The organism is Hyunsoonleella jejuensis (genome assembly GCF_900111025.1).
GTDB classification, from domain to species: Bacteria; Bacteroidota; Bacteroidia; order Flavobacteriales; family Flavobacteriaceae; genus Jejuia; species Jejuia jejuensis.
Genome location: NZ_FOFN01000001.1, coordinates 95,574 through 121,302, shown reverse-complemented (window position 1 = coordinate 121,302; position 25,729 = coordinate 95,574). Strand labels below are relative to the sequence as shown.

24 protein-coding genes are annotated in these 25,729 nt (G+C 33.7%); 6 read left to right on the top strand and 18 right to left on the bottom strand.

Annotated features, from left to right (window positions below):
• Positions 1–136: 136 nt before the first annotated feature.
• The 4 genes from BMY39_RS00555 to BMY39_RS00540 are packed head-to-tail and all read right to left on the bottom strand — an operon-like array spanning position 137 to position 6,842.
• Positions 137–3,676 (bottom strand): efflux RND transporter permease subunit, encoded by a 3,540-nt coding sequence (locus BMY39_RS00555; RefSeq protein ID WP_092574065.1) that lies wholly within the window; start codon positions 3,674–3,676, stop codon positions 137–139.
• Between the two features lie 21 nt (positions 3,677–3,697).
• Complete coding sequence (locus BMY39_RS00550; RefSeq protein ID WP_092574063.1) at positions 3,698–4,876, bottom strand: efflux RND transporter periplasmic adaptor subunit; 1,179 nt, start codon at positions 4,874–4,876, stop codon at positions 3,698–3,700.
• Positions 4,877–4,891: 15 nt separating this feature from the next.
• Entirely contained in the window at positions 4,892–6,235 is a 1,344-nt protein-coding gene (locus BMY39_RS00545) for a TolC family protein (RefSeq protein WP_092574061.1), read from the bottom strand.
• Between the two features lies 1 nt (position 6,236).
• Entirely contained in the window at positions 6,237–6,842 is a 606-nt protein-coding gene (locus BMY39_RS00540; RefSeq protein WP_092574059.1) for a TetR/AcrR family transcriptional regulator, read from the bottom strand.
• Between the two features lie 124 nt (positions 6,843–6,966).
• Here BMY39_RS00540 and BMY39_RS00535 point away from each other — a divergent pair, with 124 nt between their 5' ends.
• Together BMY39_RS00535 and BMY39_RS00530 are read left to right on the top strand one after the other, a co-directional pair.
• Complete coding sequence (locus BMY39_RS00535; RefSeq protein WP_092574057.1) at positions 6,967–7,941, top strand: polyprenyl synthetase family protein; 975 nt, start codon at positions 6,967–6,969, stop codon at positions 7,939–7,941.
• Positions 7,941–8,291 (top strand): hypothetical protein, encoded by a 351-nt coding sequence (locus tag BMY39_RS00530; RefSeq protein WP_092574055.1) that lies wholly within the window; start codon positions 7,941–7,943, stop codon positions 8,289–8,291. Before BMY39_RS00535 ends, BMY39_RS00530 begins: the two co-directional genes overlap by 1 nt.
• On the opposite strand, the gene BMY39_RS00525 is transcribed toward BMY39_RS00530, so the two are convergent.
• The 8 genes from BMY39_RS00525 to BMY39_RS00490 form a co-directional block, all read right to left on the bottom strand.
• Positions 8,288–9,070 carry an ABC transporter permease gene (locus BMY39_RS00525; protein ID WP_092574053.1) on the bottom strand — a complete coding sequence of 261 codons (783 nt, stop codon included), beginning with the start codon at positions 9,068–9,070 and terminating at the stop codon, positions 8,288–8,290. The two genes, BMY39_RS00530 and BMY39_RS00525, sit on opposite strands and share 4 nt — an antisense overlap.
• Positions 9,063–9,770: an ABC transporter ATP-binding protein gene (locus BMY39_RS00520; RefSeq protein WP_092574051.1), complete on the bottom strand. Its 708-nt coding sequence runs from the start codon at positions 9,768–9,770 to the stop codon at positions 9,063–9,065. Before BMY39_RS00520 ends, BMY39_RS00525 begins: the two co-directional genes overlap by 8 nt.
• Positions 9,764–10,954 (bottom strand): nitrous oxide reductase family maturation protein NosD, encoded by a 1,191-nt coding sequence (locus BMY39_RS00515; protein ID WP_245738108.1) that lies wholly within the window; start codon positions 10,952–10,954, stop codon positions 9,764–9,766. The genes BMY39_RS00520 and BMY39_RS00515 overlap by 7 nt, the downstream gene beginning before the upstream one ends.
• Before the next feature lie 61 nt (positions 10,955–11,015).
• Positions 11,016–11,444, bottom strand: coding sequence for a nitrous oxide reductase accessory protein NosL (locus tag BMY39_RS00510; protein WP_092574047.1), 429 nt, complete (start codon positions 11,442–11,444; stop codon positions 11,016–11,018).
• A complete protein-coding gene (locus tag BMY39_RS00505) occupies positions 11,441–12,058 on the bottom strand; it encodes a hypothetical protein (protein ID WP_092574045.1) in 618 nt (205 codons plus the stop codon). Before BMY39_RS00505 ends, BMY39_RS00510 begins: the two co-directional genes overlap by 4 nt.
• A gap of 94 nt (positions 12,059–12,152) precedes the next feature.
• Positions 12,153–14,102: a Sec-dependent nitrous-oxide reductase gene (gene nosZ, locus BMY39_RS00500; RefSeq protein WP_092574043.1), complete on the bottom strand. Its 1,950-nt coding sequence runs from the start codon at positions 14,100–14,102 to the stop codon at positions 12,153–12,155.
• Between the two features lie 30 nt (positions 14,103–14,132).
• Positions 14,133–14,717, bottom strand: coding sequence for a fasciclin domain-containing protein (locus tag BMY39_RS00495; protein WP_092574041.1), 585 nt, complete (start codon positions 14,715–14,717; stop codon positions 14,133–14,135).
• Positions 14,718–14,741: 24 nt separating this feature from the next.
• Positions 14,742–15,236: a c-type cytochrome gene (locus BMY39_RS00490; protein ID WP_092574039.1), complete on the bottom strand. Its 495-nt coding sequence runs from the start codon at positions 15,234–15,236 to the stop codon at positions 14,742–14,744.
• A 119-nt stretch (positions 15,237–15,355) separates the two neighbouring features.
• Here BMY39_RS00490 and BMY39_RS00485 point away from each other — a divergent pair, with 119 nt between their 5' ends.
• Entirely contained in the window at positions 15,356–15,787 is a 432-nt protein-coding gene (locus tag BMY39_RS00485; protein ID WP_092574037.1) for an RrF2 family transcriptional regulator, read from the top strand.
• Here BMY39_RS00485 and BMY39_RS00480 read toward each other — a convergent pair whose 3' ends face one another.
• Complete coding sequence (locus BMY39_RS00480; protein WP_245738106.1) at positions 15,788–16,303, bottom strand: alpha-ketoglutarate decarboxylase; 516 nt, start codon at positions 16,301–16,303, stop codon at positions 15,788–15,790. It abuts the gene before it with no gap.
• A gap of 302 nt (positions 16,304–16,605) precedes the next feature.
• The gene (locus BMY39_RS00475; RefSeq protein WP_092574035.1) at positions 16,606–18,120 is read right to left on the bottom strand and encodes a GH3 auxin-responsive promoter family protein; all 1,515 of its coding nucleotides are present in this window, start codon (positions 18,118–18,120) and stop codon (positions 16,606–16,608) included.
• 44 nt (positions 18,121–18,164) lie between these two features.
• On the opposite strand from BMY39_RS00475, the gene BMY39_RS00470 reads away from it, so the two are divergent.
• A complete protein-coding gene (locus tag BMY39_RS00470; RefSeq protein ID WP_092574033.1) occupies positions 18,165–18,959 on the top strand; it encodes a DUF2797 domain-containing protein in 795 nt (264 codons plus the stop codon).
• Positions 18,960–19,030: 71 nt separating this feature from the next.
• Positions 19,031–19,255 carry a hypothetical protein gene (locus tag BMY39_RS00465; RefSeq protein WP_092574031.1) on the top strand — a complete coding sequence of 75 codons (225 nt, stop codon included), beginning with the start codon at positions 19,031–19,033 and terminating at the stop codon, positions 19,253–19,255.
• A gap of 89 nt (positions 19,256–19,344) precedes the next feature.
• Here BMY39_RS00465 and rpsU read toward each other — a convergent pair whose 3' ends face one another.
• The 4 genes from rpsU to BMY39_RS00440 form a co-directional block, all read right to left on the bottom strand.
• The gene (gene rpsU, locus BMY39_RS00460; RefSeq protein ID WP_092574029.1) at positions 19,345–19,539 is read right to left on the bottom strand and encodes a 30S ribosomal protein S21; all 195 of its coding nucleotides are present in this window, start codon (positions 19,537–19,539) and stop codon (positions 19,345–19,347) included.
• Positions 19,540–19,650: 111 nt separating this feature from the next.
• Positions 19,651–20,514, bottom strand: coding sequence for a sigma-70 family RNA polymerase sigma factor (locus BMY39_RS00455; RefSeq protein ID WP_092574026.1), 864 nt, complete (start codon positions 20,512–20,514; stop codon positions 19,651–19,653).
• Positions 20,515–20,830: 316 nt separating this feature from the next.
• Positions 20,831–23,512: an AsmA-like C-terminal region-containing protein gene (locus BMY39_RS00445; RefSeq protein WP_092574021.1), complete on the bottom strand. Its 2,682-nt coding sequence runs from the start codon at positions 23,510–23,512 to the stop codon at positions 20,831–20,833.
• 114 nt (positions 23,513–23,626) lie between these two features.
• A complete protein-coding gene (locus tag BMY39_RS00440; protein WP_092574019.1) occupies positions 23,627–24,331 on the bottom strand; it encodes a queuosine precursor transporter in 705 nt (234 codons plus the stop codon).
• A 66-nt stretch (positions 24,332–24,397) separates the two neighbouring features.
• Between BMY39_RS00440 and folK the strand changes: the two genes are divergently transcribed.
• On the top strand, positions 24,398–25,534 hold the full coding sequence (folK, locus tag BMY39_RS00435; RefSeq protein WP_092574016.1) for a 2-amino-4-hydroxy-6-hydroxymethyldihydropteridine diphosphokinase: 1,137 nt from the start codon (positions 24,398–24,400) through the stop codon (positions 25,532–25,534).
• Positions 25,535–25,729: the final 195 nt, after the last annotated feature.

Genomic DNA, 25,729 nt, shown 5'->3' with positions numbered 1-25,729 from the left:
TTTGAAACAACGCTTTAACTGTGCTCTGGGTGATAGTTTAGAATGAGAATATAAAAATGAAAAGAGCCACAAAACATTAGTGGCTCTTTCCTGCTATTAATTGAATTAGTCAGACAATTAAAAGTCTTTATGTTGTTTATGCTTCTTCAATACGTTTATCCGTATTGAAAACTTCTTGCTGCGCAGCAACCAAACCTACTTCAGCAGTGCGGTTTTTGTATATCCACATCTTGAATTTAGTTGCCAAGAAAAATAGAATTGGCACTACAATAAGTGTTAAGAACGTAGCTACGAACAAACCGTAAATAACGGTCCAGGCTAGAGGACCCCAAAAAATTACGTTATCACCACCAATATAAATATTGGCATCAAATTCACTAAACAATGTAAAGAAGTTAATATTTAAACCTGTTGCCAAGGGAATTAATCCTAAAATTGTAGTAATAGCCGTAAGCAATACAGGTCTTAAACGGGCTTTACCGCCTTTTACGATAGCTTCAATTAAGTCAGCTTGTTGTAAATATTGTTCGTCTTCCAAATCGAGCAACACCTTTTTTCTATCAATCAAAAGTTGCGTATAATCCAGCAATACCACACCGTTATTTACTACGATACCTGCAAGCGAGATAATTCCCATCATGGTCATCATTATAACGAAAGCGCTTCCTGTAATTACTAATCCGCCAAATACGCCAATTAAACTCAGGAAAATTGCCAACATTATAATTGCTGGTTTCGATACTGAATTAAATTGAAATATTAAAATGAAGAAGATTAAACCTAAACCTGCAAAAAATGCGCTCATTAAAAATGCCATTTGTTTGTTTTGCTCTTCTATTTGACCGGTATAATCTACTTTTACGCCATCAGGTTTTTCAGTGAAACCCTTCATTTCGTTCTGAATTTGAGAAACAATGGCACCGGCATCGGTAAATCCAGGAGCTAATGCTGAATATAAGGTTACAACACGGCGCACATCACGATGTTTTATGGCACTAAAACCAGAATTGTTGTTTTGTTTGGCAACAGTTGATACTGGGATTTCCTTAATTTGTCCAGATGCCATATCTCTAAATGTTATTTTTTGATTAAAAATAGCACTCGTATTGTATCGGTTTTCTTCATTAAAACGCACATAGATGTCGTAGTCTTCACCATCTTTTTTATAGATGCCTGCCTTGGCGCCAAAAATTGAATTACGAAGTTGCTGGCCAACTTGTCCAGAAGTAACTCCTAATTCACCTGCTTTTTTTCTATCAACCAATACTTGCATTGAAGGTTTTGATTTATTCACATCAATTTTTAGTTCGTCAATACCTTGAATGTTTTTCGAATTGATAAAGTCGCGCATTTTTTCTGCAGTTGCTATTAATTCTGTGTAGTCTTCACCTTCCAATTCTAAATTAATAGGGTAGCCGGCGGGAGGGCCTACAGCATCTTTTTCAACAGAAATAGCGACGCCCGGATAAACACCTTGAAGTGCTTTCTGTACCTTTTTTAAAAGTATATTACTATCGGCACCATCCCTAAATTTATACTCTCGCATGGTAGCGGTAATTTTTCCGCGATGAGGCATTTCTGCGGCAGAACCACCATCGGTTTGTGGGTTTCCGGCACCCTCACCAACTTGAGACACTGCACTTTCTGTTAAGAAATTAAAATCACCTTTCATGTAGGCCTCATCGTTTATTATCTTATAAACGCGTTTTTCAATGTCCTTGGTAATGGCATTGGTTTTCTTAATATCTGTACCTTCCGGGTATTCTATGTAAACAATAATTTGGTTTGGTGTATTATCAGGGAAGAATTCAACCTTAGTACGTTGACTGCCAACTGAGGCTCCAAATCCCATAAAAGCGATTATTAATAATACAAAAGTACCTATAGCAATAAATGCGGGTTTTTTTCCTTTTAAAGCGGTACGTAGCGATTTTTCATATAAGCGTTCCGATTTTGGTAAAATATTATTCTGAAATTTGTTTGCCCAAGAACGTAAAAATAGGCGGTATATCCACAAGAGGCCAACTACTACGATCATCAACGTTCCAAGACCTCTATAACTTCCACCAAACAATGCAATTAAAAGACCTATTCCGCCAATAATAGCAGATATTTTAATAATATTTTGAAGTGGCATTTCTCTGTCTTCCGTAGTCATGTATTGAGAAACTAATACAGAGTTAAAAAAGATAGCTACAAATAAGGATGATCCTAAAACAACAGATAAAGTTATTGGAAAGTATATCATGAATTGCCCCATAATTCCTGGCCAGAGCCCCAAAGGAATAAACGCGGCAACTGTTGTGGCGGTAGAAATAATAATAGGAAATGCAATCTCGCCAATTCCTTTTTTAGCCGCTTCAGTTCTGCCCATACCTTCCTCTGTCATTAAACGATATACATTTTCAACAACCACGATACCGTTATCTACCAGCATTCCAAGACCCATAATTAACCCAAAGAGAATCATTGTATTCATTGTATATCCTATCAGGTTTAATATCATTAAAGACATAAACATTGACATTGGTATGGCGAATCCAACAAATAAGGCGTTTTTAAATCCTAAGAAGAACATTAAAACGGTAACAACCAATATGATTCCAAAGATGATGTTATTTACCAAATCATCCACTTGACCAATCGTTTTTGATGATTGATCGTTAGCAATGGTGACGGTTAAATCTGGTGGAAAGATATTTTGAATGGCATCATCAACAATAGCTTGTATTTGTTCTGCTGCCGCTACCATGTTTTTACCTGCTCGTTTTTTTACATCAAGCATTACCACAGGAGACCCAAACTCTCTAGCATAGGTGGTTTTGTCTTCGTCCTTAAAGCTTACAGTTGCTACGTCACGAAGGTAAATCGAATTCCCTTTTTCTGATTTAACAACAAAGTTTTCGAGCTCTTCGGGTTTCTCTATTTCTCCTATAATCCTTATAGTTCGGCGCTGTCCGCTAGAGATAAGATTTCCCGCCGACATGGTCATGTTTTCGCGACTAATCGTATTTATAATATCATCAAAACTAACTTGAGCCGCCATCATTTTATAAATATCAACAGCTACCTCAACTTCTTTCTCTTGGGCACCACGAATATCAACTTGCTTTATTTCTTGTAGGCTTTCAATTTCATCTTCTAAGTATTCGCCAAATTCTTTCAACTTATCAACCGGATAGTCTCCTGAAATGTTAATGTTGAGAATTGGAATCTCCTCAGACATACTTAAATCAAAAATATTTGGCTCTACTTTGGCGCCGTTAAAAGTAGGCCAGTCTTCACCTGCAGTTTCGGAATCTACTTCATCCTTTACTTTTTGTTTGGCGGCTTCAACTGTGATGTCTTCATCAAATTCCACTACAACAATGGAGTAATCTTCTTGTGAAGTTGAAGTTATTTCAACAACATTACTTACCGTTTTTAGTTTATCCTCGATAGGATCGGTTATAAGTTTTTCAATATCCTCGGCAGTATTTCCTGGATAAACGGAACTAATATATATTTTGGTTTCCTTAATTTCTGGAAAACTTTCTCTAGGCATACTAAAGTAAGCTCCGGTACCAAGTATTAAAATCACAGCAATTAAAACATACATCGTGGTTTTATTATTGATAGCCCACGACGACAAAGGAAATTCTTTATCTATCTTTTTATTTTTATTGTTTTTTGTCATTACTTCTTTCTGGTGTTTAGATTAGTTAATAGCCTCAAGCTCCAATATCTTCACTTCTTGACCATCTTTGACACTACGGGCACCTTCATTAATAATTTCCATACCATTCTCGATTCCAGAAATTACTTCAATGTTATCGCCATTAGTTTTACCAGTTTCAATAATCGTACGTTTTGCTTTTGCTTTATCACCAGTTTTATTTGTTATTGTATAAACAAATTGTTCACCGTCAGCATTTTCAGAAATAATACTTTGTGGAATTAATATGGCGTTATCATTACTGTAATCGTTAATCTTAAGTTTTGCTGTAAGATTTGGCTTTATAGTAATACCTTTTTTTGGTAGTGCTATCTCAACTTTAAAGGTTCTATTTGCAGGATTTATAAAGCTTCCTGCTTGACGTACTTTTGTATTTAAATCTTTACCTAATACAGGAAAGCTAACTTGCACTGCTTTTCCGGGAACAATATCAGCAACGTAGCGTTCTGGAACATCGGTTTCAATATACATATCGTCTAAATTCACAATTCTAAATAATTGTGATTGTCCTGGCGCAACCACATTACCTTGTTCTGTAATTACATCATCAATGGTTCCAGAGAATGGTGCGCGAACAATTGTTTTATCCAATTGTTGCTTTAGCTGATTTACCATTTGCTCTTGCGCCTCATAAGTAGATTTAGCCTGTAAATATTGAATTTCACTGCCTATTTTTTGGTTCCATAGGCGTTTTTGGCGTTCAAAAGTAGTTTTGGCTAAATCTGATTGAATTTTGGCTTGAGCTAATTGTTGACTAAGTCCGCCATCATCTATTTTGGCAAGAATTTGTCCTTTACTTACCTTTTCTCCATCATTAACGTAAACTTTTGAAAGCACACCACTATATTCTGCAATTATTACCACGTTTTGTTTTGTGCTTACATTTCCTTGAAGCTCTACAAAATGATTAAATCTGGCTTGGTTGGCTTTAATTGTTGTAATTAAAGGTATCTTTTCCTGTGGATCTAAAGTCTTTATTTCTTTTTCCAGAAGCTTTAGTTTAGCGGCTATCTCTTGAGCTGAAGCATCTAATTCTGATTTTTTTTGACGAATTTGTTTTAAATCCTGTGAAGCAATAATGTCTTCAACTGATTTGTTTTTGTCACCGCCACATGAGAATAGTAAAATAAATGTGAAAAGTGTTGCCGTTATATATTTCATGATTTGATTGATTTTTTAGTTGTTTATTTTATTTGAAACAGTTTCTAATTCGGCCTTCCTGTTAATTACATCTAGCATGGCCTGTAAATATTCTTGTTGAGCACTGAATAGTTGAATTTGTGCCTGTCTTAAATCAAAACTGCTCGCTATACCTTCAAAAAACTTAGTTTCATTCTTGCTTTCAATACGTTCAGCAAGATTTAAATTCTCTTTTTTGTTATTATAATCTTCTATAGCAAATTGGTAATCGCTTTTTGCAGATTCTATTTGAAGTTTTATGCGTTGTTCGGTTTCGCTTAGGTCGTCTTTAGATTTTTCTAAGTTAATTTTTGCGCGTTGTATGCTAGCGCTTTTTTGACCTGAGCCAAAAATTGGAATTTGTATGCTTACACCCAAAAGCCCAAAGCCATAATATTTTTGTTCGCTTTTAAAAAAGTCAAAATCATCACTAAAAGATGTAAATCCTCCAGTTAAAAAGGTGCTTATTGTTGGCAAAGCCTTACTCTGTTCGAGTTTTACCAAAAGCTCCTTTGATGTTTTGTCATTTTCAGCAATTAGGTAGTCTATAGTATTATCTGCTTCGAGTGTTTCACTTACTAATGTTAAATCGATATTTTTAGCAGTAAGCAACTCTAAATTATCGGTAAGTGTAGTTGTGCTATTTATATCTATGCCTAGCGTCATATTAAGCATTTGGTACGCTAGTTTTTCTAAACGTTTGGTATTATTCAAACTACTTTCAACTCCAGAGAGCGTTATTTTTAGTTGCTCTACACTTTCTTCTTCTTCTAGTCCGTTTTCATAAATTTTAGTTATTTCATCCAGATTTTTTTGAAGTGTAGCTTTATTTTTCTCTAGAATTTTTACACTTTCTTCAGCTAATAAAATATTGCCATAGGAATTAATTACTTGTTTTCTAATCTCAAGGTCCGTTTTTATTTTTGCATTTTCAGATATTTCTAAAAACACTTTTGCCGATTGTAAACCCACCAAGTAAGAGCCATCAAAAATTAATTGTGATAAGGTGGCCGATGCATTTACATTTTGGTCTAAACCAAACTCTACTGCGTTTACTTCTCCTTCAGGGCCGCCAAAAGCACTAGCAGGAATCACCTGTACCTGTTGTTTTAAGAAATTTTGGTAGTCGATACTTCCATTAATTTGCGGAAGTCCAGAAGCTATGGTTTCCCATTTTTGTTTTTTAGCTGCTTCAATATCTTTTTGCGCATTTGTTGCGGTTCTATTATTTTCTAATGCAAAATCTATGGCTTCTTCTAAGGAGAAACTCAAATTATTGTCTTGAGAAGATATCGAGATTGTAAAAAGCAAACCAAAATAAATTATTAGTTTTTTCTTCATTTTATGATTGATTTGATGTTATAAAGGTGTTTAATATTTTTAATCCTTTTGGTGTGCAAATTCCACGTAAGTGATATTCTAGATAATTATTCATTAACATGGACATAGTGAACTTATCTTTTGGAAATAAGTCGTCATCCTTTATCATCATCATTGCATTAAAATAAATTCTTGAAATAAAATCTACATGAATATCCTCTCTGTATATACCATCGTCTACACCACGATTTAAATTCTCGGTGACACATTCTTGCATGACCTCAAATTGTTTTTGCTTTAATGTTTTAAAGATTTTAGGATAATATTTTTGAAGTTGGTATTGCGGTGAGGATTTTTCATCTTTTAAATGCTCCATCACAAATTGTTTGATGCTATAAATTTCTTCAATTGGGTTTTTCTCCAAACTGCAAATGCAGTTAATACCGCTAGAAATAAACTCGAACAAGTGCATCGTAGTTGCTTGTACCAACTTGGTTTTGTTGTCAAAATACCGATAAATTGTTTTCTTAGATACACCTAAATTACTGGCAATATCGTCCATGGTAACACTTTTAAAACCATAGTTTAAAAACAAATTAGTGGCGCCATGTAAAATTTTATCTTTCATAATTGCGTCCAAAGATAACTTAGGAAACTTTAGAAACAAAAAAAGTTTCCTAAGTTTTACAATTATTTAACACATAACTTATAATGTGTGTTCATAATTTTCTGATTTACTTTATTTTTGTCGAATGCTATCCATAGAAAAATACCAACAAGAGTTTACCGCCTACTTAAGGAAGTATGCAGCAGTAAAAGAGCCTAAGAATTTATATGAGCCCATAGACTATATTTTAAGTCTTGGGGGCAAGCGCCTTCGGCCAGTTTTAACCCTTATGACGGCCGATATTTTTAACGGCAAATACAAAGACGCTTTAAATGCAGCTTTAAGTATAGAGGTGTTTCATAATTTTTCGCTGGTGCATGACGATATTATGGATGCTGCACCGCTAAGACGGGGAAAACAAACCGTACATGAAAAATGGGATGTAAATACAGGGATTCTTTCAGGTGATGCCATGTTAATTATGGCGTATCAACTTTTTGAGCCATATGATGCAAATACATTTCAGGACTTGGCAAAACTATTTAGCAAAACAGCTTTAGAGGTTTGCGAAGGACAGCAGTATGATGTAGATTTTGAAATTAGAAACGATGTTACAATTCCTGAGTACTTAAAAATGATTGAATACAAAACAGCTGTTCTAGTGGGTGCTGCTATGAAAATGGGAGCCATAATAGCTAACGCTTCAAAAGAAGACCAACATAGTATTTATGAGTTTGGTAGAAATTTGGGTATTGCATTTCAATTGCAAGACGATTATTTAGATGCATTTGGAGACCCAAAAACTTTTGGAAAACAAGTAGGCGGTGATATTATTGAGAATAAAAAGACCTATTTATACTTAAAAGCTCTAGAATTTTCTAATGAAACTGATAAGTCTGCATTATTTCAGCTATTTAATTCCAATCCAGAGGATGTAAGTACTAAAATTGAAGTAACAAAACAATATTTTGTATCAACAGGTTCAGCAGATGCTACGAAGCGAGCTATTGAAGATTATACAAGTAAAGCATTTTCGGGACTGGAATCTTTAAATATTTCTGAAGACAAAAAACAACTTTTAAAGCGCTTTGGGAATAACTTGATGAACAGAACGGTGTAATGCAATTACCAAATACTTTTGAAGATTTAATTGAAGAGGCTAACCAATTAGACCTGTATAAGAAACTCATTTTTCAGCTTAACAAAGATTTTATATTAGCAAATATTGATTTAGATTTTCATGAGGACATTTTACCGTCTAGTTTAAAGTTAATTCTACATGAAACGGTTTATAAACTCATTCAAGAGAAGTTTACCGAGTATCTTAATTTACTTTATATTATTGATGTTTCTGAAAAAGAAGTGAAGGCATTAGATGGTGATGATATTGTTAAGCTTTCAGAAAATGTAACGTTTCTTATTTTAAAACGCGAATGGCAAAAAGTGTGGTTTCGAAACAAATACTCTTAAAAATCTTTTTTCTTTGATTTAAAAACTATTTTTGAAACAGGTAAAATTACCCAAATAGTTAGCATTATAAATGAAATAATTAGTCCAAAGCTGGTGCCAAAAAATTGCTTAAATACCGCACCAGTATATCCTAATAAGGCTGAAATATCTAGCTTTAAAAGAATAAGTGTTCTGGATAAATCTATAGGGTTTAGCATTGTGCCAATTAGAGAAACTTTATCAAGCGGGTAATCTTCAAACAGTATAAGAGACATTAAAAACAACCCGTCATAAATAATGGCTAAGAATAACCACATTAATATAGCGTAACCAAATCCCTTGATTTTGTTTTCATAAGATAGCGCAATATTGAAAGCCAATGCACTAAATATGAAAGTTAAAAAAACACCAACAATAAGTAAGAGTGAAAAATCCCAAATAGCCGAAGATTTAAACAGGCCATATGCTATAAATGGTAGTCCCAAACCAAGAATCAAACTCATAGATAGGGACAGGGCAACACCTAAATATTGTCCTAAGAATATTGATGAGCGTTTTAAAGGTTGTGCTAAAAGCAATTCGGTAAATTCTTTAGAATTGTAATAATACATAACGCCAAAAATAGTGCCGATTAAAGGTACTAACACAATGATAACATTCATTAGAGTGATAACGGCTTTTGACAAATCGTTGTTTAAAAACAATAGCACCATTCCCAATAGAAGATAGAAGCCAAGGTAAACATAGCTCCAGCTACTGCGCATCAAATCATAAAAACTATATTTTAATATTTTAAACATGATTTTCTATTAAAATGTTAGCAATAGCGTGTTCAAAATCATCCTGATTGGTTTTGTTTTTTAATGCAGAAATACTGCCTCTAAAATATATTTTACCTTCGAGTATAAACACAACTTCATCAGCAACTTCTTCAACAAAACTCATAATATGAGAGGTTATCAGAATAGCTTTTCCTTTTTGTTTTTCTACATCTATTAGCTCTTTTAAACGTATAAGTGAAATAGGATCTAAGCCCGTGGTTGGTTCGTCTAAAACAATTATTGGGCTATCGAACATAAACGTTAACAAGATATTTACCTTTTGTTTTGTGCCACCAGAAAGTGTACTGAGTTTTTTGTTTAAAAACGGCTCTAATTTAAAGGTTTCTATTAGTGTTTTATCTTTATCAGTATCACCTCTTAAATCTTTTATCATTTTAACCAGCTCCATAACTTTGAGGTTGTTAGGAAAATTGGCAATTTGGGGCAAATAATCAATTTTATGTTTGTAGTCCGAATTATTTTTAATGTTAGTGTCAAAAACTTTAATTGTACCACTGTCTGGAATTACCATACCTAAAATAGATTTAATGATGGTAGTTTTACCAGAGCCATTTGGCCCAAGTATCGCAAAAATTCCTCCTTTAGTAATATTTAAATCAACACCGTTAAGCACATTGTTTTTACCAAAGGTTTTATGTAAATCTTTAATTTCTACCATGATACTTGGTTCATTAATGGTTGCTTGTCAATGAGGTTTTCTGGAGTAAAAACTGGTGATACTTTTTCAGAGAAATCAATAATATCTATGAATAAGCTTCTTAGTAAAACAATACTCTCAGGTGTTCGGTTTACTAAGTACGAAAATAGTTTTACTGGTCTGTAAGGTACATCGCCAATACCGTCATTATTTAAATCGTAGCCGGTATAATTGCTCCAATAGTTATTCTCAAATTTATTACTGTTTAGTTTTCCAGAATAAGAAAGATTGAAGGAGTTGTAGAGAAAATTATTTTTACTATAGATGTTGTCGTAGCAGGCACCATGCACCTTTATGGCGTAACCATTGTTTTTAAAAGTGTTCTCTGTATATATAATGCGGTTAGTGCCATCAGCATTAATACCTATGGTGTTATCTTCAAAAATATTATGTTTAAGTTCGGCATCGTTTATTTCTTTTAGCAATATACCGTACGACGCTGTTCCCCAATTTTTTTTAAAGATGTTTTTGTACATTTTTATGCGTTTTGAAAACATAACGGCAACACCAGCACCATTGGATTCAAAAGTATTGTCTTGGTATGTATTATCATTGGAAAACATAAAATGTAACCCATACCTCATATTCTCAGTAGAGTAGTTATTGGCTATGTAGCTAGTACTACCAAATTCTAGATAAATGCCATCACGCATTCTACGTACGTCGTTTTCTGTAATTTTTACATTTTCGCAATGCCATAGATGGATGGCATTGCCTGAATCTGCCTCTGCTTTTCCTTCGCCAGATATGGTGTTGTTTCTGATAAATCCATCCTTAGATTTTTGAATTAGAAATCCGAAAAAAGCATTTTCAACGATGATATTTTCAATAATAAAGTCATACGATTTAAATAGTAGAATTGCCGCATATTCTTTGGTATAGCTAATTTTGATATTTTTTATGACTAAATTTTTGATGACGATATCTGTTGCTTCAACTGAAAACCCGTAGCCATTATTTTGCGTATCTATAACCGTACCTTCTTCACCAGTAATATAAAGCGATTTTTTATAAATAATGAGGTTTGATTCTTTATACAATCCTGATTTTATAAAAATACTGTCGCCGCTTTTTGAGCCGTCTATGGCGCTTTGTATGGTTATAAAATCGCAACCTACTTTGCAGACTTTAAGGGTTTTTGCCATAGCAAAGCAGGTTGAGATTAAAAATAAAAAAATACTGAAGTGTATTTTCATGCTCGTTTAGTTAGTTCAGTTTTTTGAAAATACCCTCCCAATCAAAATATGCTGCGGATGTGTTATTAATCACTTCTTTAGCAGCATCCATAGAGTTAAACCCGGTTAGGTTCGCTCCCATGGGGCTTGAGATTTTTTCACTAATAATGTAGCTGGCTTTTTTAGCATCTATCATTGTACCTGGCGAGTTGTAATCCGTCACTAAAAGATTGCTTTCTGAGACAATAACAGGTTTATCATCTAAAAAACGAATCATACATTCAATAGCATCAAACTTATATTGCTTGCCTTTACTGTTCACCATTTGTGCAGCGTGTGTTTTTGTTACAATTGTCATTTTACAATAGTAACACACATCTGTTCCGTAATTTATAGGCTCAGGTGTTTTACTGCAACTAATAAATACACAAATTAATATTATAAGGACGGAATGTTTCATGCTTTTATTAACTTCATTTTTTTATTCCCTATCCAATATGCTACAAAAGTTAAGAACATACCAAATCCCATCATGTAAGCCCCAGTACTTGGATACGAGTGCGCCACAAAGTTAAGAATATGTTTGGTTCCAAATAGAGGTGGCTTATAACTTAGAGGATTTCCATCTGCATCAGTCATTTTCATAATTGCTTTAGGATCTAGATTGGTACCATAATCAATCATCCAATTATTAAAATCGTACATACCTAAAACCCCAAGAATACACATTAAAATAAGCCAGCCTAAAAACCATTTTGGAGAAATACCTTTTAACAAGCCTAATAAGCCTATAATAATACCTAAGGCGGCCATACCACCAATTACTTTTGGAAAGGCACTGAACTCCCACATTTCATCGGCTTTTGGTAATTTACGCATACCTATATAGTGGTTGAGCCCATCGATGTTTTGAAGGTCATGTTTTTCCCTACCTTTTAAACCATCAAGATGAATGTTCATACCAATACCACTTGGGTACTGCGGTGCTTCTAACTCAATACTCCATAAAGGAAATATGAATAATCCAAGAAGCAATGCTGAGCCAATTATCATAATTATACTTGCCAATTTCATAAAAAACTGTTTTAAAGGAAAGGGCGAGCCATTACTACTCGCCCTGTCTGAGTTAAATCTTATTTTTTAACACTAAAAACTATTCAACTCATTTTTATTCATCTAACGTAAATTTAATGGGAGTGTTAGAATTTTTACCAGATACTCTAATGTAACCTTGCATTTCTTGGTGTAACGCAGAACAGAAGTCTGTACAGTAAAATGGCCAAACACCTTCGCGTTTTGGTTCCCAAACAATGGTTTTAGTTTGTCCGGGCATTACTAAAATTTCTGATGTATTAGCACCAATTATTGAGAATCCATGAGGTACATCAAAATCTTGTTCTAAATTGGTCATATGTAGGTATACTTTATCTCCAACCTTGATACCTTCAATGTTGTCAGGAGAGAAATGACTACGAATCATAGTCATACTTACATGTACTTCATTACCATTACGGGTAACCTTAGCTTCGGATTCGCTTTTGGCTGCATATGGATGCTCGTTTTCGGCTAATTCATAGTATTTTTTACTTTTCTCTTTTATTATGTCTGCTCTAATACCTGCAGCATAGTGAGGTTCACCATGAGTTGGGAAATCGGATAGTAACTCCATTTTATCTCCAGAAATATCATATAGTTGTGCAGAGTGCTCTAACTCTGGTCCGGTAGGTAAGTAACGGTCTTTTGTGATTTTATTCATAGCAACCATGTATTTGCCAAAAGGCTTACGAGAATTTCCACCAGGAATCATTAAGTGGCCCACAGAATAGAATGTTGGTTGTCTGTCTAAAACTTCCCAAGTTCCTAATTTCCATTTTACAACTTCAGAAGAAATAAAGAATGTTGTATAAGCATTCCCTTTACCATCAAACTCTGTGTGTAAAGGTCCCAATCCAGGTTGTGTTACTACACCAGCTATTGTATTTTCATAACTTAACACTGGAATTCCATAAGAATCACCAACAAAATCTTTGTTTTCTATAGCTGCAAGTATTTTTTCAAATGAGTACACACTTAAATCGGTAGATAGTTTACCACTACCAACGATATATTCGCCAGAAGGATCAACATCACAACCGTGTGGAGATTTTGGAATAGGAATATAGAATACAGCACCTGCTACTTCTCTAGGATCAACCATTGTTACTCCATCTTTCATTGTTGATGTAGCCGTATGTGTTTTTTCATTGTAAACATTGTGTGCATATGTGCCTGCCACTTTTTTTCCGCCACCATTTTTAACATATTCGGCAATTTTTTGCCAGTTTACAGCTGCGATGTAATCTTTGTCATTCTGGGAGGCATTCACTTCCATTAAAGTGTTTGCTTCTTCAGTATTATAACTTGTAAAGAAGAACCAGCCGTGAGATTTATTACGTCCTGGATGGGCTAAATCGTAGTTAAATCCAGGCATGTTTAGTTGGAAATCTAAATTCATTCTACCATTAGCTGCAATACTTACAAAAGAAAGGGGGCCTTTAAATTGTCCTTTCATTTCGTTAATTGGCATATCGCGTTGTGGGTTAGGTACAGCAAAACGAGTTCCTGCTACGATATACTCAGTATTTTCAGTTACGAAAGAAGAGGCGTGATTACCGGCACTATTTGGTAATTCAATAATTTCTTCTGTTTCAAAAGTTTCTAAACTTATACGTGCTATACGTGGCGTGTTATTCTCATTTATAAAAATCCAACGGCCATCTAGTTCTCCATTAGTTTGAGAAATATCTGGGTGATGCGCATCGCCCCAAGGCACGAAACCAAAAGATGTATTTAACATTGGTTTAGTTTCTTCAGAATAACCATATCCTGATGTTGGGAATTGAGAGAATACAGGAATTTCTTTTAGCATACGGCCACTAGGCAGACCTGCAACAGTAATATTTCCACTGTAACCTCCAGAAAAGAAGGCGTAGTACTCGTCGTGTTCACCCGGTGCAACATATACTTTTTCTGCCTTGCTGGAAGACATAGCCCCAGAGCTACTATTAGAGTTATTACCACAATTTGTTATAAAAGCAAGTGTGGTAATTGCTAATATGAATTTACCTATTTTATTCATCTTATATTGATTTATTTAGTTAGTAATTTTTTAGTCTTTTGGTAGGATAACATCTTCAGTAACATGTACCCAACCATTACTTACATTTACAGTTCCTATAATTTTTACGCCATCAACATAAAGTTCGCCTTCTTTTTCTGTAACTTCTAGATATTTGCCTGAAGCCATATATAGTTTACGGTTTTTTTCGGCGTTCTTTTTTAACATTTCAACAGGGTAGTTCGATGGTGCTACATGATTTGTTAGAATAAAAGCTAATTTTCCTTTATTCTCTGGTTTTAGTAAATCATCCAACGTTGCTTTATCTATTTTTGCAAAAGCCGCATTATTAGGTGCAAATACAGTTAAAGGGCCAACATTCACTAATGCATTTTCTACACCAGCCGCTTGCACTGCAGCTACTAATGTTGTGTGGTCTTCTGATTGGATAGCGAGCTGTAAAGCATTTGGTACTCCACCTTCATCTTTTATGAAAGCTTGTCCTGTTTTTTCGGTCGAAGCCTCATCAGCAGTAGTGTCAGTTGTTACGCTATTAGATGCTTTTGTAGAGTTGTTGCAAGCTACAAAACACCCAAACAGCGTAAACATTAATAATGATTTGATTAGTGTTTTCATTGGTTTGATTTTAAGTATTAGTATTTATAGTGTCCTAAAATATTCTAGTACAGCCCTAGCTTCTTCTTCTGTTAAGTTTTGGTTGGCCATTGGCGATCCATTAAATTCCATTAAGAGGTCCTTGGCTAGTTGGTCTTCTTTAACCATTTTTTCAGGATTTAAAATCATATTCATTACCCATTCTGGTGAACGACGTTCTAAGATTCCTTTTGGTGCTGGACCAATAAATTTTTTCTCTACTCTATGGCATGCTGTGCACATTTTTTTATAGATATCTTCACCTTTAGTTACAAGAGCTTGGTCTATTTCGCTAGACAATTCTAATGATGTAATAGGCCCGACACCTTTGTTATTTAAATCTACACGCTTAGAAGGTGGAACTGTTTCTGTTTTTTTCTCCACCTTTTTTTCAGTGGTAGATTTTAGCTGAATTTTTTCTTTTTTCTTTTCTTCTTTACCTCCACAGGAGATAAATAGCGTTAGTAGCAATAGAGTTAAGATTTTTGGTATTGTTTTCATGTTTAAATAAATTTAGTGGAACAAATCTATTCTATTTAACAGCAATTTTTTATGATAAAAATCATATTTAAGACAAAAACATCTTTTTTGTTTTGTTTAGATTTATTTACATTTGTTCCATGCTTTCAAATTCATCAAAGTACGCTGTGAAATCCGTTCTGTTTCTCGCTATACATTCAAGTAAGAAGAACAAGATTATGGTGAAGGACATATCAGCACCAATAAATGTGCCCCAAGCTTATATTGCAAAATTATTGCAAGAACTATCTAGGGAAAATTTGATATCATCCACGCGCGGTCCTAAGGGTGGTTTTTACATGAGTGAAGAGAATAGGAATCAACCTGTTTTCAATATTTTAAGGATAATTGATGGCGAAGAAAGACTTTCAAATTGTATGCTTAGCTTAGATAAATGTAATGAAGAAAAACCATGTCCATTACATGAGATTTTAAGTGCTTCACGAATGAAGATTTTAGCACGTCTTAAAAAAACAACGATCAAAGATTTAGCTGAAGATGTAAAAAACGGTAATTCCTTTTTACCATTATAGTTAAAAGAAAAATCTAACAAAAGGTACCCAGGCATCTATATAAATACTTTTTTCGCTATCATGCAAAACATTATACCTAATGCCAACTATAACATTTCTGTTTCTATATCCTGCACCTAAAAATAAGGCGGGAGACCAATAGTTTTCATCTTCTGCATTTACCCTAATATCGTATCTACGGCTCACGTTAAGTTGCTCAAAATCAACCGAAAGCTGTATTTCTGGGATAACATTGTATAGGCCAATTACACTGCCCCCGAGTACTGTAGTTTTAAAAACATCTTTTTGATTATTAAATGTGGCGTTTAATCCAACACCTAAGGCAACTTGTTGGTTAAATTGATATATAGCACTAGGCGCAACAGTAGCACTAAAAAATCCGTTACCAAAATTTAAACCTAATCCGCCACCGTATCTTACATGTTTCCAAAAATTGTTTTGATTCTCTTGTGAGTAACTGTGTAAACCACATGCCAAAAAAACAAAAAGTACGGTACCAATAATTTTAGAATTCATAACATAAAATTTTTAATAAAGATAGTAGATTTTGGGCATAAAAAAACCACGTCGGTCGACGCGGTATATTTTAATGGATATTAATTAATACGTAATTCTTTCGTATCGTTTTCTTGATTGCAGTCCAAAAATATGCCTACTCGAGGTTTTCGGCAAACCGTTTTGATATCTTTTAGATTATCAGACAAATTACTCGTTAAAACCACAAAAGCGTATGCACTTTATCTATTCGTCGGGTTTTTACAAAGTTGAATACGTTTAAAACTATAAACGCAATGCGATTTCTTATTCTAATTATTTAGCTATACATTTAATTTCAACAAATCATCCAGATAGTCTCGTGTATTAGATAACCTGGGTACTTTATGTTGTCCGCCTAATTTATCATTTTGTTTCAACCAATCGTGAAAAAGCTGAGGTCTTGCAATGTTTATCTTAGGCTTGTTTAATGTGATATTATTATAGCGTTTTGCTTCATAATCTGAATTTAGAGATTTTAAAGCATTGTCGAACAGTTCATTAAAATAGCCAATGTCTTTTGGTGGTGTTTTAAATTCAATAAGCCATTCGTGTGCACCTTTATCTTTACCTTCCATAAAAATAGGCGCTGCAGTGAAATCTACAATTTCAGATTTGGTACGTTTACAAACATTTTTTAGTGCAGCTTCTGCGTTTTCTATAATTAACTCTTCACCGAAAACATTTATATGGTGCTTGGTTCTTCCGGAGATTTTAATACGATATGGATTCAAGGACGTAAACCTAATGGTATCTCCAATTTTGTAACGCCAAAGTCCTGCATTCGTGGTGATAATCACCGCGTAATTTGTATTAAGCTTTACTTGGCTAAGCGGAATTGCTTTTTCTTCCGAGGTGGCATAAATATCCATTGGAATGAATTCATAAAAAATCCCGTAATCTAGCATCAATAATAACTCATCAGAACTATTTTGATCTTGAATAGCAAAAAAACCTTCCGAAGCATTGTAAATTTCATAGTATCTAAAATTGCTTTTAGGAAGAATGTTTTTATACTGATCTACATAAGGCACAAAACTTACACCCCCGTGAAAGTAAACTTCTAAATTAGGCCAAATATCAAACAGACTGTCTTTTTCTGTGGTTTCCAAAACATTGTTTAAAAGCACTAACATCCAAGAAGGTACACCCGCTAAACTAGTTACGTTTTCATTTATGGTTTCATTTACGATAGCTTGCATTTTATGTTCCCAGTCGCTCATTAACGACACTTTGTTGCTTGGTGTGCTGCTAAACTCTGCCCAAAAGGGCATATTATCAATAAGTATTGCCGATAAGTCTCCAAATATTGTTCCGTTTTCCTTGTACAATTCTTTGCTTCCGCCTAATCTCAAGCTTTTTCCATTGAACAATTGGGAATCTTCATTATTGTTTAAATACATACACAACAAATCCTTACTTGCCGCATAATGGCAATCTTCTAAAGATTCTTCGCTAACAGGAATAAATTTACTTTTAGCCCTGGTTGTGCCACTAGATTTAGCAAACCATTTAATGGGTGTTGGCCAAAATATATTGTTTTCCCCTTTTCTGGAACGCTCAATGTCGTTTTGCCAACCATCATAGTTTTTAATAGGTATGCGCTCTGAAAAGGTTTTATAGTTTTTAATTGAAGCAAAATCGTATTGCTTGCCAATTTCAGTATTTTTAGCAAAATCCAACAAACTCAAAAGCAGTTCGTTTTGTACTTCGTTTGGGTATTTTAAAAATAATTCTATTTGATGGAATCGCTTTTTTAGGAACCATGACGCAATGGAATTAACTAAGGGAATTGGCATAATTATGCTATCTTTAAGTTTTTAAAAATAATACTTTTTTTTATATGACCTACCAAGGTGTTTTAAGGAAAATGGAAACGGAATTTTCTAGCCCAATTCAATATTACTTAGTGTTTGAAAACGATTTTATAAACATAAATCAAATACTTAGCAAGCGCATAAAATTAGAGTTTGTAAAGTTTCAATGTTTAAACTGTGGATTGGACAACCCAATTTACCGACAAGGGTTCTGTAAAAGTTGTTTTTTCGACATACCGCAAGCAGCAGATTGGATTATGCGCCCTGAATTGAGTACAGCACATTTAGGCAAAGAGGATAGAGATTTAGAATATGAAAAAAAGGTACAATTACAGCCACATATTGTGTATTTGGCAAACTCTAGTAATGTAAAAGTTGGTGTTACAAGGAAAAGCCAAATTCCAACGCGTTGGATAGACCAAGGAGCGCATGAAGCTATAGAAATTGTTGAAGTACCCAACCGTTATTTGGCAGGTATAACTGAAGTGGCCTTAAAAGATCATGTTGCAGATAAAACCAATTGGCGTAACATGTTGAAGAACGATATAAAAGATGAAGATTTGGTGAAATGGCGAGAGCGTTTAAAACAATATATTCCTGATGAGGCCATGGATTATTTTATTGAAAGTAACTCTGAAACGAACTTAGAATTTCCAGTAAAGAAATACCCTGAGAAACCAAAAAGTTTGAATATTCAAAAAGCACAGTCATTTGAAGGAAAGTTGGTTGGTGTTAAAGGGCAATATTTAATTTTTGAAGACGATACGGTTTTTAACGTGCGTGCCAACGAAGGATTGGTTGTTAACATATCTATACTTTAGTTAAGCCCTTTTTTAACAAGATTATAACATGCTGTAACCCCGTTGTTTAGTAACTTGTAAATAAAAAAGTTATGAAAATTCCAGTGATGTTTTATGTAGGGCTAACTACATTCTTGTTAGTGATGTTAACCGTTATGGTGTCAATGAATATGGCCTTTACTTGGGTGTTTTACACCATGTGCTTGGGACAACTTCTAGTAATTGTTATGGTATATAAAGTTTTGAGGGATGCTTATAGTACTGATAAAACTTTTGAACACCTTTATGAAGATAGACCAGTGAACTATAGAAAGTAAACGCGCAAATTATCTGTATTCGCTATACAAAAATCCCACTTGCCAATCGGCAAATGGGATGAATTTATATAATATCAATCAAAGGAAGCTTATATATCTTCCTGATCTCTTAAGTTTTGAATATATGCCGCTTTTTGGATTTCACGACGTCTCTTAACAGATGGTTTTGTGAAATATTGGTTCTCTCTTAAATTTTGCATCACCTGAATATTTCTATGCTTTCTTTTGTAGCGTTTTAATGCTCTCTCGATGTTTTCACCATCTTTAACAATAATCTTTAACATAAATATAATAGTATTTTTGTGTGTTTAAAGGCTGTCCTTAAAAAAAGGATTGCAAAGTTGGGGTTTTTAATTATTAAAACCTAATTAATGCAATGGTTTCTTTATTGATAATTAGCCTAAATAGGTTTTTAAAACTTTATTTCTTGAGGTATGTCTTAATTTTCGTATACCTTTTTCTCTAATTTGTCTTACCCGCTCTCTTGTTAAGCCTACACGTTCGCCTATTTCTTGTAAGCTTTTTGGTTGTTTCACATTTATACCGTAAAAGTGTTTAATTACATGTGCTTCTTTTTCAGACAAGGTGCTTAAAGCACGGTTTACTTCTACGTTTAATGAGTTTTTCATCAACTCTGCATCGGGTCTGGGAGATTCATCAGACTGTACAACATCATATAAATTAGATGTTTCGCCCTCCTGAAATGGTGCATCCATCGATAAGTGTCTTCCAGAGACGCTCATAGATTGTTTTACGTCTTTAACTGATAAATCTAGGTTGTTAGCTATCTCATGCGCATTTGGTTCTCTTTCATGTTCTTGCTCTAGGTATGAATACGCTTTACGAATTTTACTTATAGATCCGATTTTATTTAATGGTAGCCTAATGATTCTTGCTTGTTGCGCAATAGCTTGTAAAATAGATTGCCTAATCCACCATACGGCATAAGAAATAAACTTAAACCCCCTGGTTTCATCAAAGCGTTTGGCAGCTTTTACCAAACCTGCATTTCCTTCGTTTATAAGATCGGATAACGATAAACCTTGATTCTGGTATTGTTTCGCTACCGAAACCACAAATCTTAAATTAGCCGTCACCAATTTGTCCAATGCTTTTTGATCGCCTTTCTTAATACGTTGCGCTAGTTCTACCTCTTCTTCTGCTGTAATCATGGATAGTTTACTAATGTCTTGAAGGTATTTATCTAAAGATTTAGACGCTCTGTTGGTAATTTGTTTTGTGATTTTTAATTGCCTCATAAATTTTGAAAACTATATTTTAAGATTAAACATAGCTATAACTTAATGGAATAATTGGAAAATCCAAAAAAACGAGCATTTTTATTTAAAAATGCATTAAAATTGATAAAAAATGGTAAATTTTGCCTGTTTTTGGCAAATTTTAGTTTTTTTATTTTTGAAAAAATACTTTTCAAAACGTTTAAAATTTGGGTTTGCTCATTGTATTTGGCACATAAGCCCGCGTTAGCGATTGTAGTGGTTAGCTTTTGCCGAGGCATGCATCGAGGCAAAACTATGTAACGGAAAGCGCGACCCAACGGGGAACGCCCAAAATCTAATTTATAGTATCTTTCGCCTTTTTCTTTCCACCCAATAAACCGCCCAACACGTTTTTAATTACTTTTTCGGTAGAGTTAACCGTATCGCTCACCGTAGAATCTTGGGGTTTCTTAGTTTTAATTATATCTTTTAAAACATCATTTACAATGTTATCTTGCTCTTTTTTTATAGAATCTGTTTTGGTTTTATTGCCTCCAATTACATCTCCTATTAAGTCCTTAACCTTGGCTTTGCCTTGGTTTAAAAGCTTCTGTTTTTGAATTTCGATAAGCTGATTGGTAAGGTTTTTAACACCGCTTGTTAAATCGGTTTTAACCGTCGGGCTTGAAAATACTCCCGTAATATTTGCAGTTACTGGAATGGTGATATTATTTACTTCAGCATCATTTATTTGGCCGATAAGCCTGTTTACGTCGCTGCCTAGATATTTTGCCGGTACATTAAATACGGCATTATAGTTTAGGGTTTTATCAAAACCATGTGCTCCAGAAACCTCAATTTTAATATCCTTATAATTAAAATGAAATGGTTTTACTGCTACTTTTCCATTGGCAAACTCTAGTTTTGCTTTAATATCTTTTAAATCTAACTTATCAAAATCTATGAAATTTAAAGCGCTTTCGAGTTTTCCAAGCAGCGGGTTTTGTGTTGTGTCAAATCTCGAGGCCAAAACTTCTGCTAAGGCATCTCCAGAAACAGATTCTAAAACAGGAGCGAATTCTTGGTCCAACCGTCCTGACATACTAAGGGTGGTGTTTAGTTTGCCCTGTAATAGTTTGGCTATAGGTGCTAAATTTTGAAATAGTTCTAAATCTTTAAAGGATTGTGCGATATCAAAACCATCAGCACCTAAATTAAGATGGAATACAGGGGTTTGTTCTTTCGTAGACACGTCGCCGGTAATAACCAATTTACCATTAAAAATATCTGAAGTCATGTTTTTTAATGCGGCTTCTTGATCTTTTATGAAAAGTGTGCCTTTAACATTTTTGAGATTTAGATTATCGTAAATTACCGTATTTACATTAGCGTTTACAATACATTCCAAAAAACCTGGAATCTTTAGCGATTCGCTATCGCTAGTGGTTTTATTGCTTTTTGAAGCTATTTCGCTTTCAGACATAAAATCACTTACTTTAAACACATTGGAATTCACATTAAAGTTGCCTTTTAAGGTATTATCGCTAAGCAAAAACCCTAAAAGATTATTTATGGTTCCGGTAGCACTAATATCGCTGTCTCCTGTCTTGGCTTTAAAAGTATTTAGCGTTACTGTACCTGGATTAAACGTCATGTTTGCTTCTGAAATATGAAATGGATTTACAATATCTTCTGAAGAAAATACAAAATTGGAAATACTCGCCGAACCATTGTTTTTAATGCGTTCGTAAGCGTTCGTTTCTAGGGCGTTCATATCGAACGAGGTATTGACTTTACCTTTTAAAACTCCTGTTAATGTATTATCTAATGCAATAGGATAAACCTTAGAAATGTTGGCTAAGTTTAAAACCCCATCAATATTGGCATTTACCAGCATATTTTTGGTAATGTTTTTTAACGTAGCGGAAGATTTAAATACATCCTCATCAATTTTAAAATTTAAGGTTTTAATATCTATATAAGTGTCATCAATGTTCCCTGTTTCATTTTTAATTCGTGTGTCGATAGAAATATTGCTTACACGTTTTGGCAAATCAGGATACTTGAAAGATGCGTTGTTAGAGGTAATTGTAATATCTAAGTTAGGAATGGTTGTTTCAGTATTCATACCTTTTATCAATCCTTTTACCTTAAAGTCGCCTGTAGTTTGAACGTTTTCAATATTTTTTGAATAGGTTTTTGGGATAACAGCTAAGAAATTTTTGAAGTCTGATTCTGGGTTTTCAAACGAAATGTCAATCTGTTGGCCGTTTGCCAATTGTTGCACGTAACCTTGAAACGCTAATGGCAGGTCGTTAATAAAACCTTTGTTGTCCTTAAAAGTATATTTTTGGTTGTTCAAATCTAAATCAATCAAAGCATCTAGCTTTACAGGGTTATTTGTCAGGTATTGCGTACTATCTAAACTAATGCTTACGTTGGCTTTACTTATTGTGTTTAATTCTGAGGTTTCTGAAGAAAATGTACCATGCCCTTCATGATTGAATTCCGTAACGTGAACTACAATCTCTGAACCCTCGTCAATATAGGAAAATGCACTATTTTGTATTTGGTAGTCTTCAATATCAAAAGTAAAACCAGTGTTGTTTTTATAAGGACTTTGAGATGTGTTTTCTTTGGTAATATCATAATTGGTATTACCGAATTTATTGGTTTTAAGCGTTAGTAAAGCTTCATCGATATTTATGGTGTTTATAATAATTGGGGCTTCGTCTGCTTTTTTAAATAATTCTTTAACCGACATGGTAAACGCTATGTCTTTAGCTGTAGCCAATGTTTCATCTTTAAAGGGTTCAAAGTTGGTTATTACCAAATCGCTTACATTAACGTGCGCTTGAGGAAAACTGCGAATAAAACTTAAGCTTACATCTCTAAACTCTACTTTAGCATTTAGGTTTTCATTAATAAACCGTTTTACAATATCTTTTATCTGGCTTTGAAAAGCAAATGGAATTGCAATTAATAGCGCAATTATTATCAATAGGGTAATGCCAATAATTTTTAGAAATTTCTTCATAAAAAATGAGTTTATTATAAATATACGAGCGCGTTTGCTATCTGAGTCTAATTAATATAAAAGTTTAATATTAATTTAACCTAAGCCCTATAAATATTGACTCATTAAATTTTTTTATAGCAGTTTGATTTCCTCGTTGGTTTTTAGGTTAAAGCGTCTTTTAAACAAGTAAACACCTAGATACAGTAGTGGCGTATCCAAAACAGCTACAAAAACCTTAAAAAGAAAACCGCTAACTAGAAGGCCTTTAAAATTAGCCCAATCTATAATGCCAAAAGAGCATAGTAAAAATACAATGGTAAAAGTGTCTACAAATTGTGAAAACCAAGTGGAGAAATTATTTCGCAACCATAAATGTTTTCCTTTTGTAAGTCGTTTCCAGAAATGGTAAATTTGAATATCCACAAATTGAGCAAATAGATAGGTAAGCATACTTGCAAAAACAGCTACGGCTGAGTTTCCAAAAACCTTTCTAAATAAACTGTCATTTATATAAGACCACGATGTCGCAGGGACATTGGCAGCGGTATAAATAATTAAAAGTGAGAAAAGCGAGGCAAAAATACCTACCACTACCACATCATTCGCCCGCTTTTTACCATAAATTTCACTAATTAAATCAGTGATTAAAAAGGTAATAGGGTAAGGTAATATACCTACTGAAATTTCAAAAAGTTTACTTCCAAAAACTTCAATATCAAAGGGGTACCAATAAAAAAACTTTTGAAATATAAGGTTTGATACTACCAGCGATGTGATAAATAGCCCACCAAGAAGTAAATAAATACGTTGGGCTAGGAGTTTGTCTTTTAATGTCATATTGTGGATAAATACGTTCTGTAAATATAACCCAAATCCATTTACTTTTTATTATTTTGCTATTCGATGAAAAAACCCGTAACCTATTATATTGCACTCGGCAGTAACAAAGGCGATAAGTTTAAAAACTTACAATTGGCGGTAGATGCCATTTATGAACAGGTTGGGAATATTAAATTAATTTCCAAGGTGTATAAAACACCTGCGTTTGGGTTTGAAAGCGATGATTTTTTTAACTGTTGCTTGGTTTTAGAAAGTTATTTAGAACCTAAAAAGGTTTTAAAACAACTACTAAGCATTGAAACCAAATTGGGCAGAACTAGAAACACAAAAAAAGGCTACGAAGCCCGAACCATAGATTTAGATATTGTTTTTGCAGAAGACCAAATTATTAATACAAAAACCTTGCAAGTACCGCATCCCGAAATGCAAAAGCGAAGGTTTGTATTGATGCCTTTAAATGATATTGCCTCTAAGGTAAAACACCCAGAATTCGAAAAAGAGGTTTCGGCGTTATTGAATGAATGCAAAGATGATTCTAAATTGGAACCAATTAAAATTTGGTTAAAAAACCCTAGCAAACAATTTGACTTTTCAACATATAACTACATTGCTATAGAAGGTAATATTGGCGCAGGAAAAACCAGTTTAGCCACTAAGATATCTTATGATTTTAATGCGAAATTAATTTTGGAGCGTTTTGCGGACAATCCATTTTTACCAAAGTTTTATGAGGATGCCAATAGATATGCATTTACCTTAGAAATGAGTTTTTTGGCAGACCGATACCAACAAATCTCTGATGATTTGTCGCAATTAGACTTATTTAAGGATTTTGTAGTGAGTGATTATGATATTTTTAAATCATTAATTTTCTCTAAAATCACATTACCTGAAGATGAATTTAACCTCTATCGAAAACTCTTCTATTTAATGTATAAGGATATTGCAAAACCTGAATTGTATATTTATTTATATCAAAACACTGAACGTTTGCAACAGAATATTAAAAATCGCGGACGCGAGTATGAGCAAAATATCGCAGATGATTATTTGGAAAAAATTAATGCAGGCTATTTAGAGTTTTTAAAAACCCAAAAAGAATTTAATGTAAAAATGATTGATGTTTCAGAAAGAGATTTTGTAAATAACCGCGAGGATTATTTGTGGGTTTTGAATAAGATATTGTTAAACTCATTATAGAAACAAAATTAATCATCTGCTACAGGAGCAATTTCTACATAATAAATCGACTAATAATTCAGTTATTTATTAGGTACTTAATTAAATGAATTTGCCGAAGTTTAATAATTGCTACTATTTACTAGTCTGTTTAATTAATTGCTAGTTCTAAACTCATTAAAATAATGCAGGATAGTTCAGGATGGATTGTTTTTT

Coding starts and splice junctions, on each gene's coding strand:
- BMY39_RS00445 (WP_092574021.1), bottom strand. CDS start 23,512: ATGAAGAAATTTCTAAAAATTATTGGCATTACCCTATTGATAATAATT.
- BMY39_RS00555 (WP_092574065.1), bottom strand. CDS start 3,676: ATGACAAAAAACAATAAAAATAAAAAGATAGATAAAGAATTTCCTTTG.
- BMY39_RS00495 (WP_092574041.1), bottom strand. CDS start 14,717: ATGAAAACACTAATCAAATCATTATTAATGTTTACGCTGTTTGGGTGT.
- BMY39_RS00525 (WP_092574053.1), bottom strand. CDS start 9,070: ATGTTTAAAATATTAAAATATAGTTTTTATGATTTGATGCGCAGTAGC.
- BMY39_RS00530 (WP_092574055.1), top strand. CDS start 7,941: ATGCAATTACCAAATACTTTTGAAGATTTAATTGAAGAGGCTAACCAA.
- folK (WP_092574016.1), top strand. CDS start 24,398: ATGAAAAAACCCGTAACCTATTATATTGCACTCGGCAGTAACAAAGGC.
- BMY39_RS00470 (WP_092574033.1), top strand. CDS start 18,165: ATGACCTACCAAGGTGTTTTAAGGAAAATGGAAACGGAATTTTCTAGC.
- BMY39_RS00550 (WP_092574063.1), bottom strand. CDS start 4,876: ATGAAATATATAACGGCAACACTTTTCACATTTATTTTACTATTCTCA.
- BMY39_RS00440 (WP_092574019.1), bottom strand. CDS start 24,331: ATGACATTAAAAGACAAACTCCTAGCCCAACGTATTTATTTACTTCTT.
- rpsU (WP_092574029.1), bottom strand. CDS start 19,539: ATGTTAAAGATTATTGTTAAAGATGGTGAAAACATCGAGAGAGCATTA.
- BMY39_RS00515 (WP_245738108.1), bottom strand. CDS start 10,954: ATGGCAAAAACCCTTAAAGTCTGCAAAGTAGGTTGCGATTTTATAACC.
- BMY39_RS00475 (WP_092574035.1), bottom strand. CDS start 18,120: ATGCCAATTCCCTTAGTTAATTCCATTGCGTCATGGTTCCTAAAAAAG.
- BMY39_RS00545 (WP_092574061.1), bottom strand. CDS start 6,235: ATGAAGAAAAAACTAATAATTTATTTTGGTTTGCTTTTTACAATCTCG.
- BMY39_RS00485 (WP_092574037.1), top strand. CDS start 15,356: ATGCTTTCAAATTCATCAAAGTACGCTGTGAAATCCGTTCTGTTTCTC.
- BMY39_RS00505 (WP_092574045.1), bottom strand. CDS start 12,058: ATGAAATTGGCAAGTATAATTATGATAATTGGCTCAGCATTGCTTCTT.
- nosZ (WP_092574043.1), bottom strand. CDS start 14,102: ATGAATAAAATAGGTAAATTCATATTAGCAATTACCACACTTGCTTTT.
- BMY39_RS00490 (WP_092574039.1), bottom strand. CDS start 15,236: ATGAAAACAATACCAAAAATCTTAACTCTATTGCTACTAACGCTATTT.
- BMY39_RS00455 (WP_092574026.1), bottom strand. CDS start 20,514: ATGAGGCAATTAAAAATCACAAAACAAATTACCAACAGAGCGTCTAAA.
- BMY39_RS00535 (WP_092574057.1), top strand. CDS start 6,967: ATGCTATCCATAGAAAAATACCAACAAGAGTTTACCGCCTACTTAAGG.
- BMY39_RS00465 (WP_092574031.1), top strand. CDS start 19,031: ATGAAAATTCCAGTGATGTTTTATGTAGGGCTAACTACATTCTTGTTA.
- BMY39_RS00540 (WP_092574059.1), bottom strand. CDS start 6,842: ATGAAAGATAAAATTTTACATGGCGCCACTAATTTGTTTTTAAACTAT.
- BMY39_RS00520 (WP_092574051.1), bottom strand. CDS start 9,770: ATGGTAGAAATTAAAGATTTACATAAAACCTTTGGTAAAAACAATGTG.
- BMY39_RS00510 (WP_092574047.1), bottom strand. CDS start 11,444: ATGAAACATTCCGTCCTTATAATATTAATTTGTGTATTTATTAGTTGC.
- BMY39_RS00480 (WP_245738106.1), bottom strand. CDS start 16,303: ATGAATTCTAAAATTATTGGTACCGTACTTTTTGTTTTTTTGGCATGT.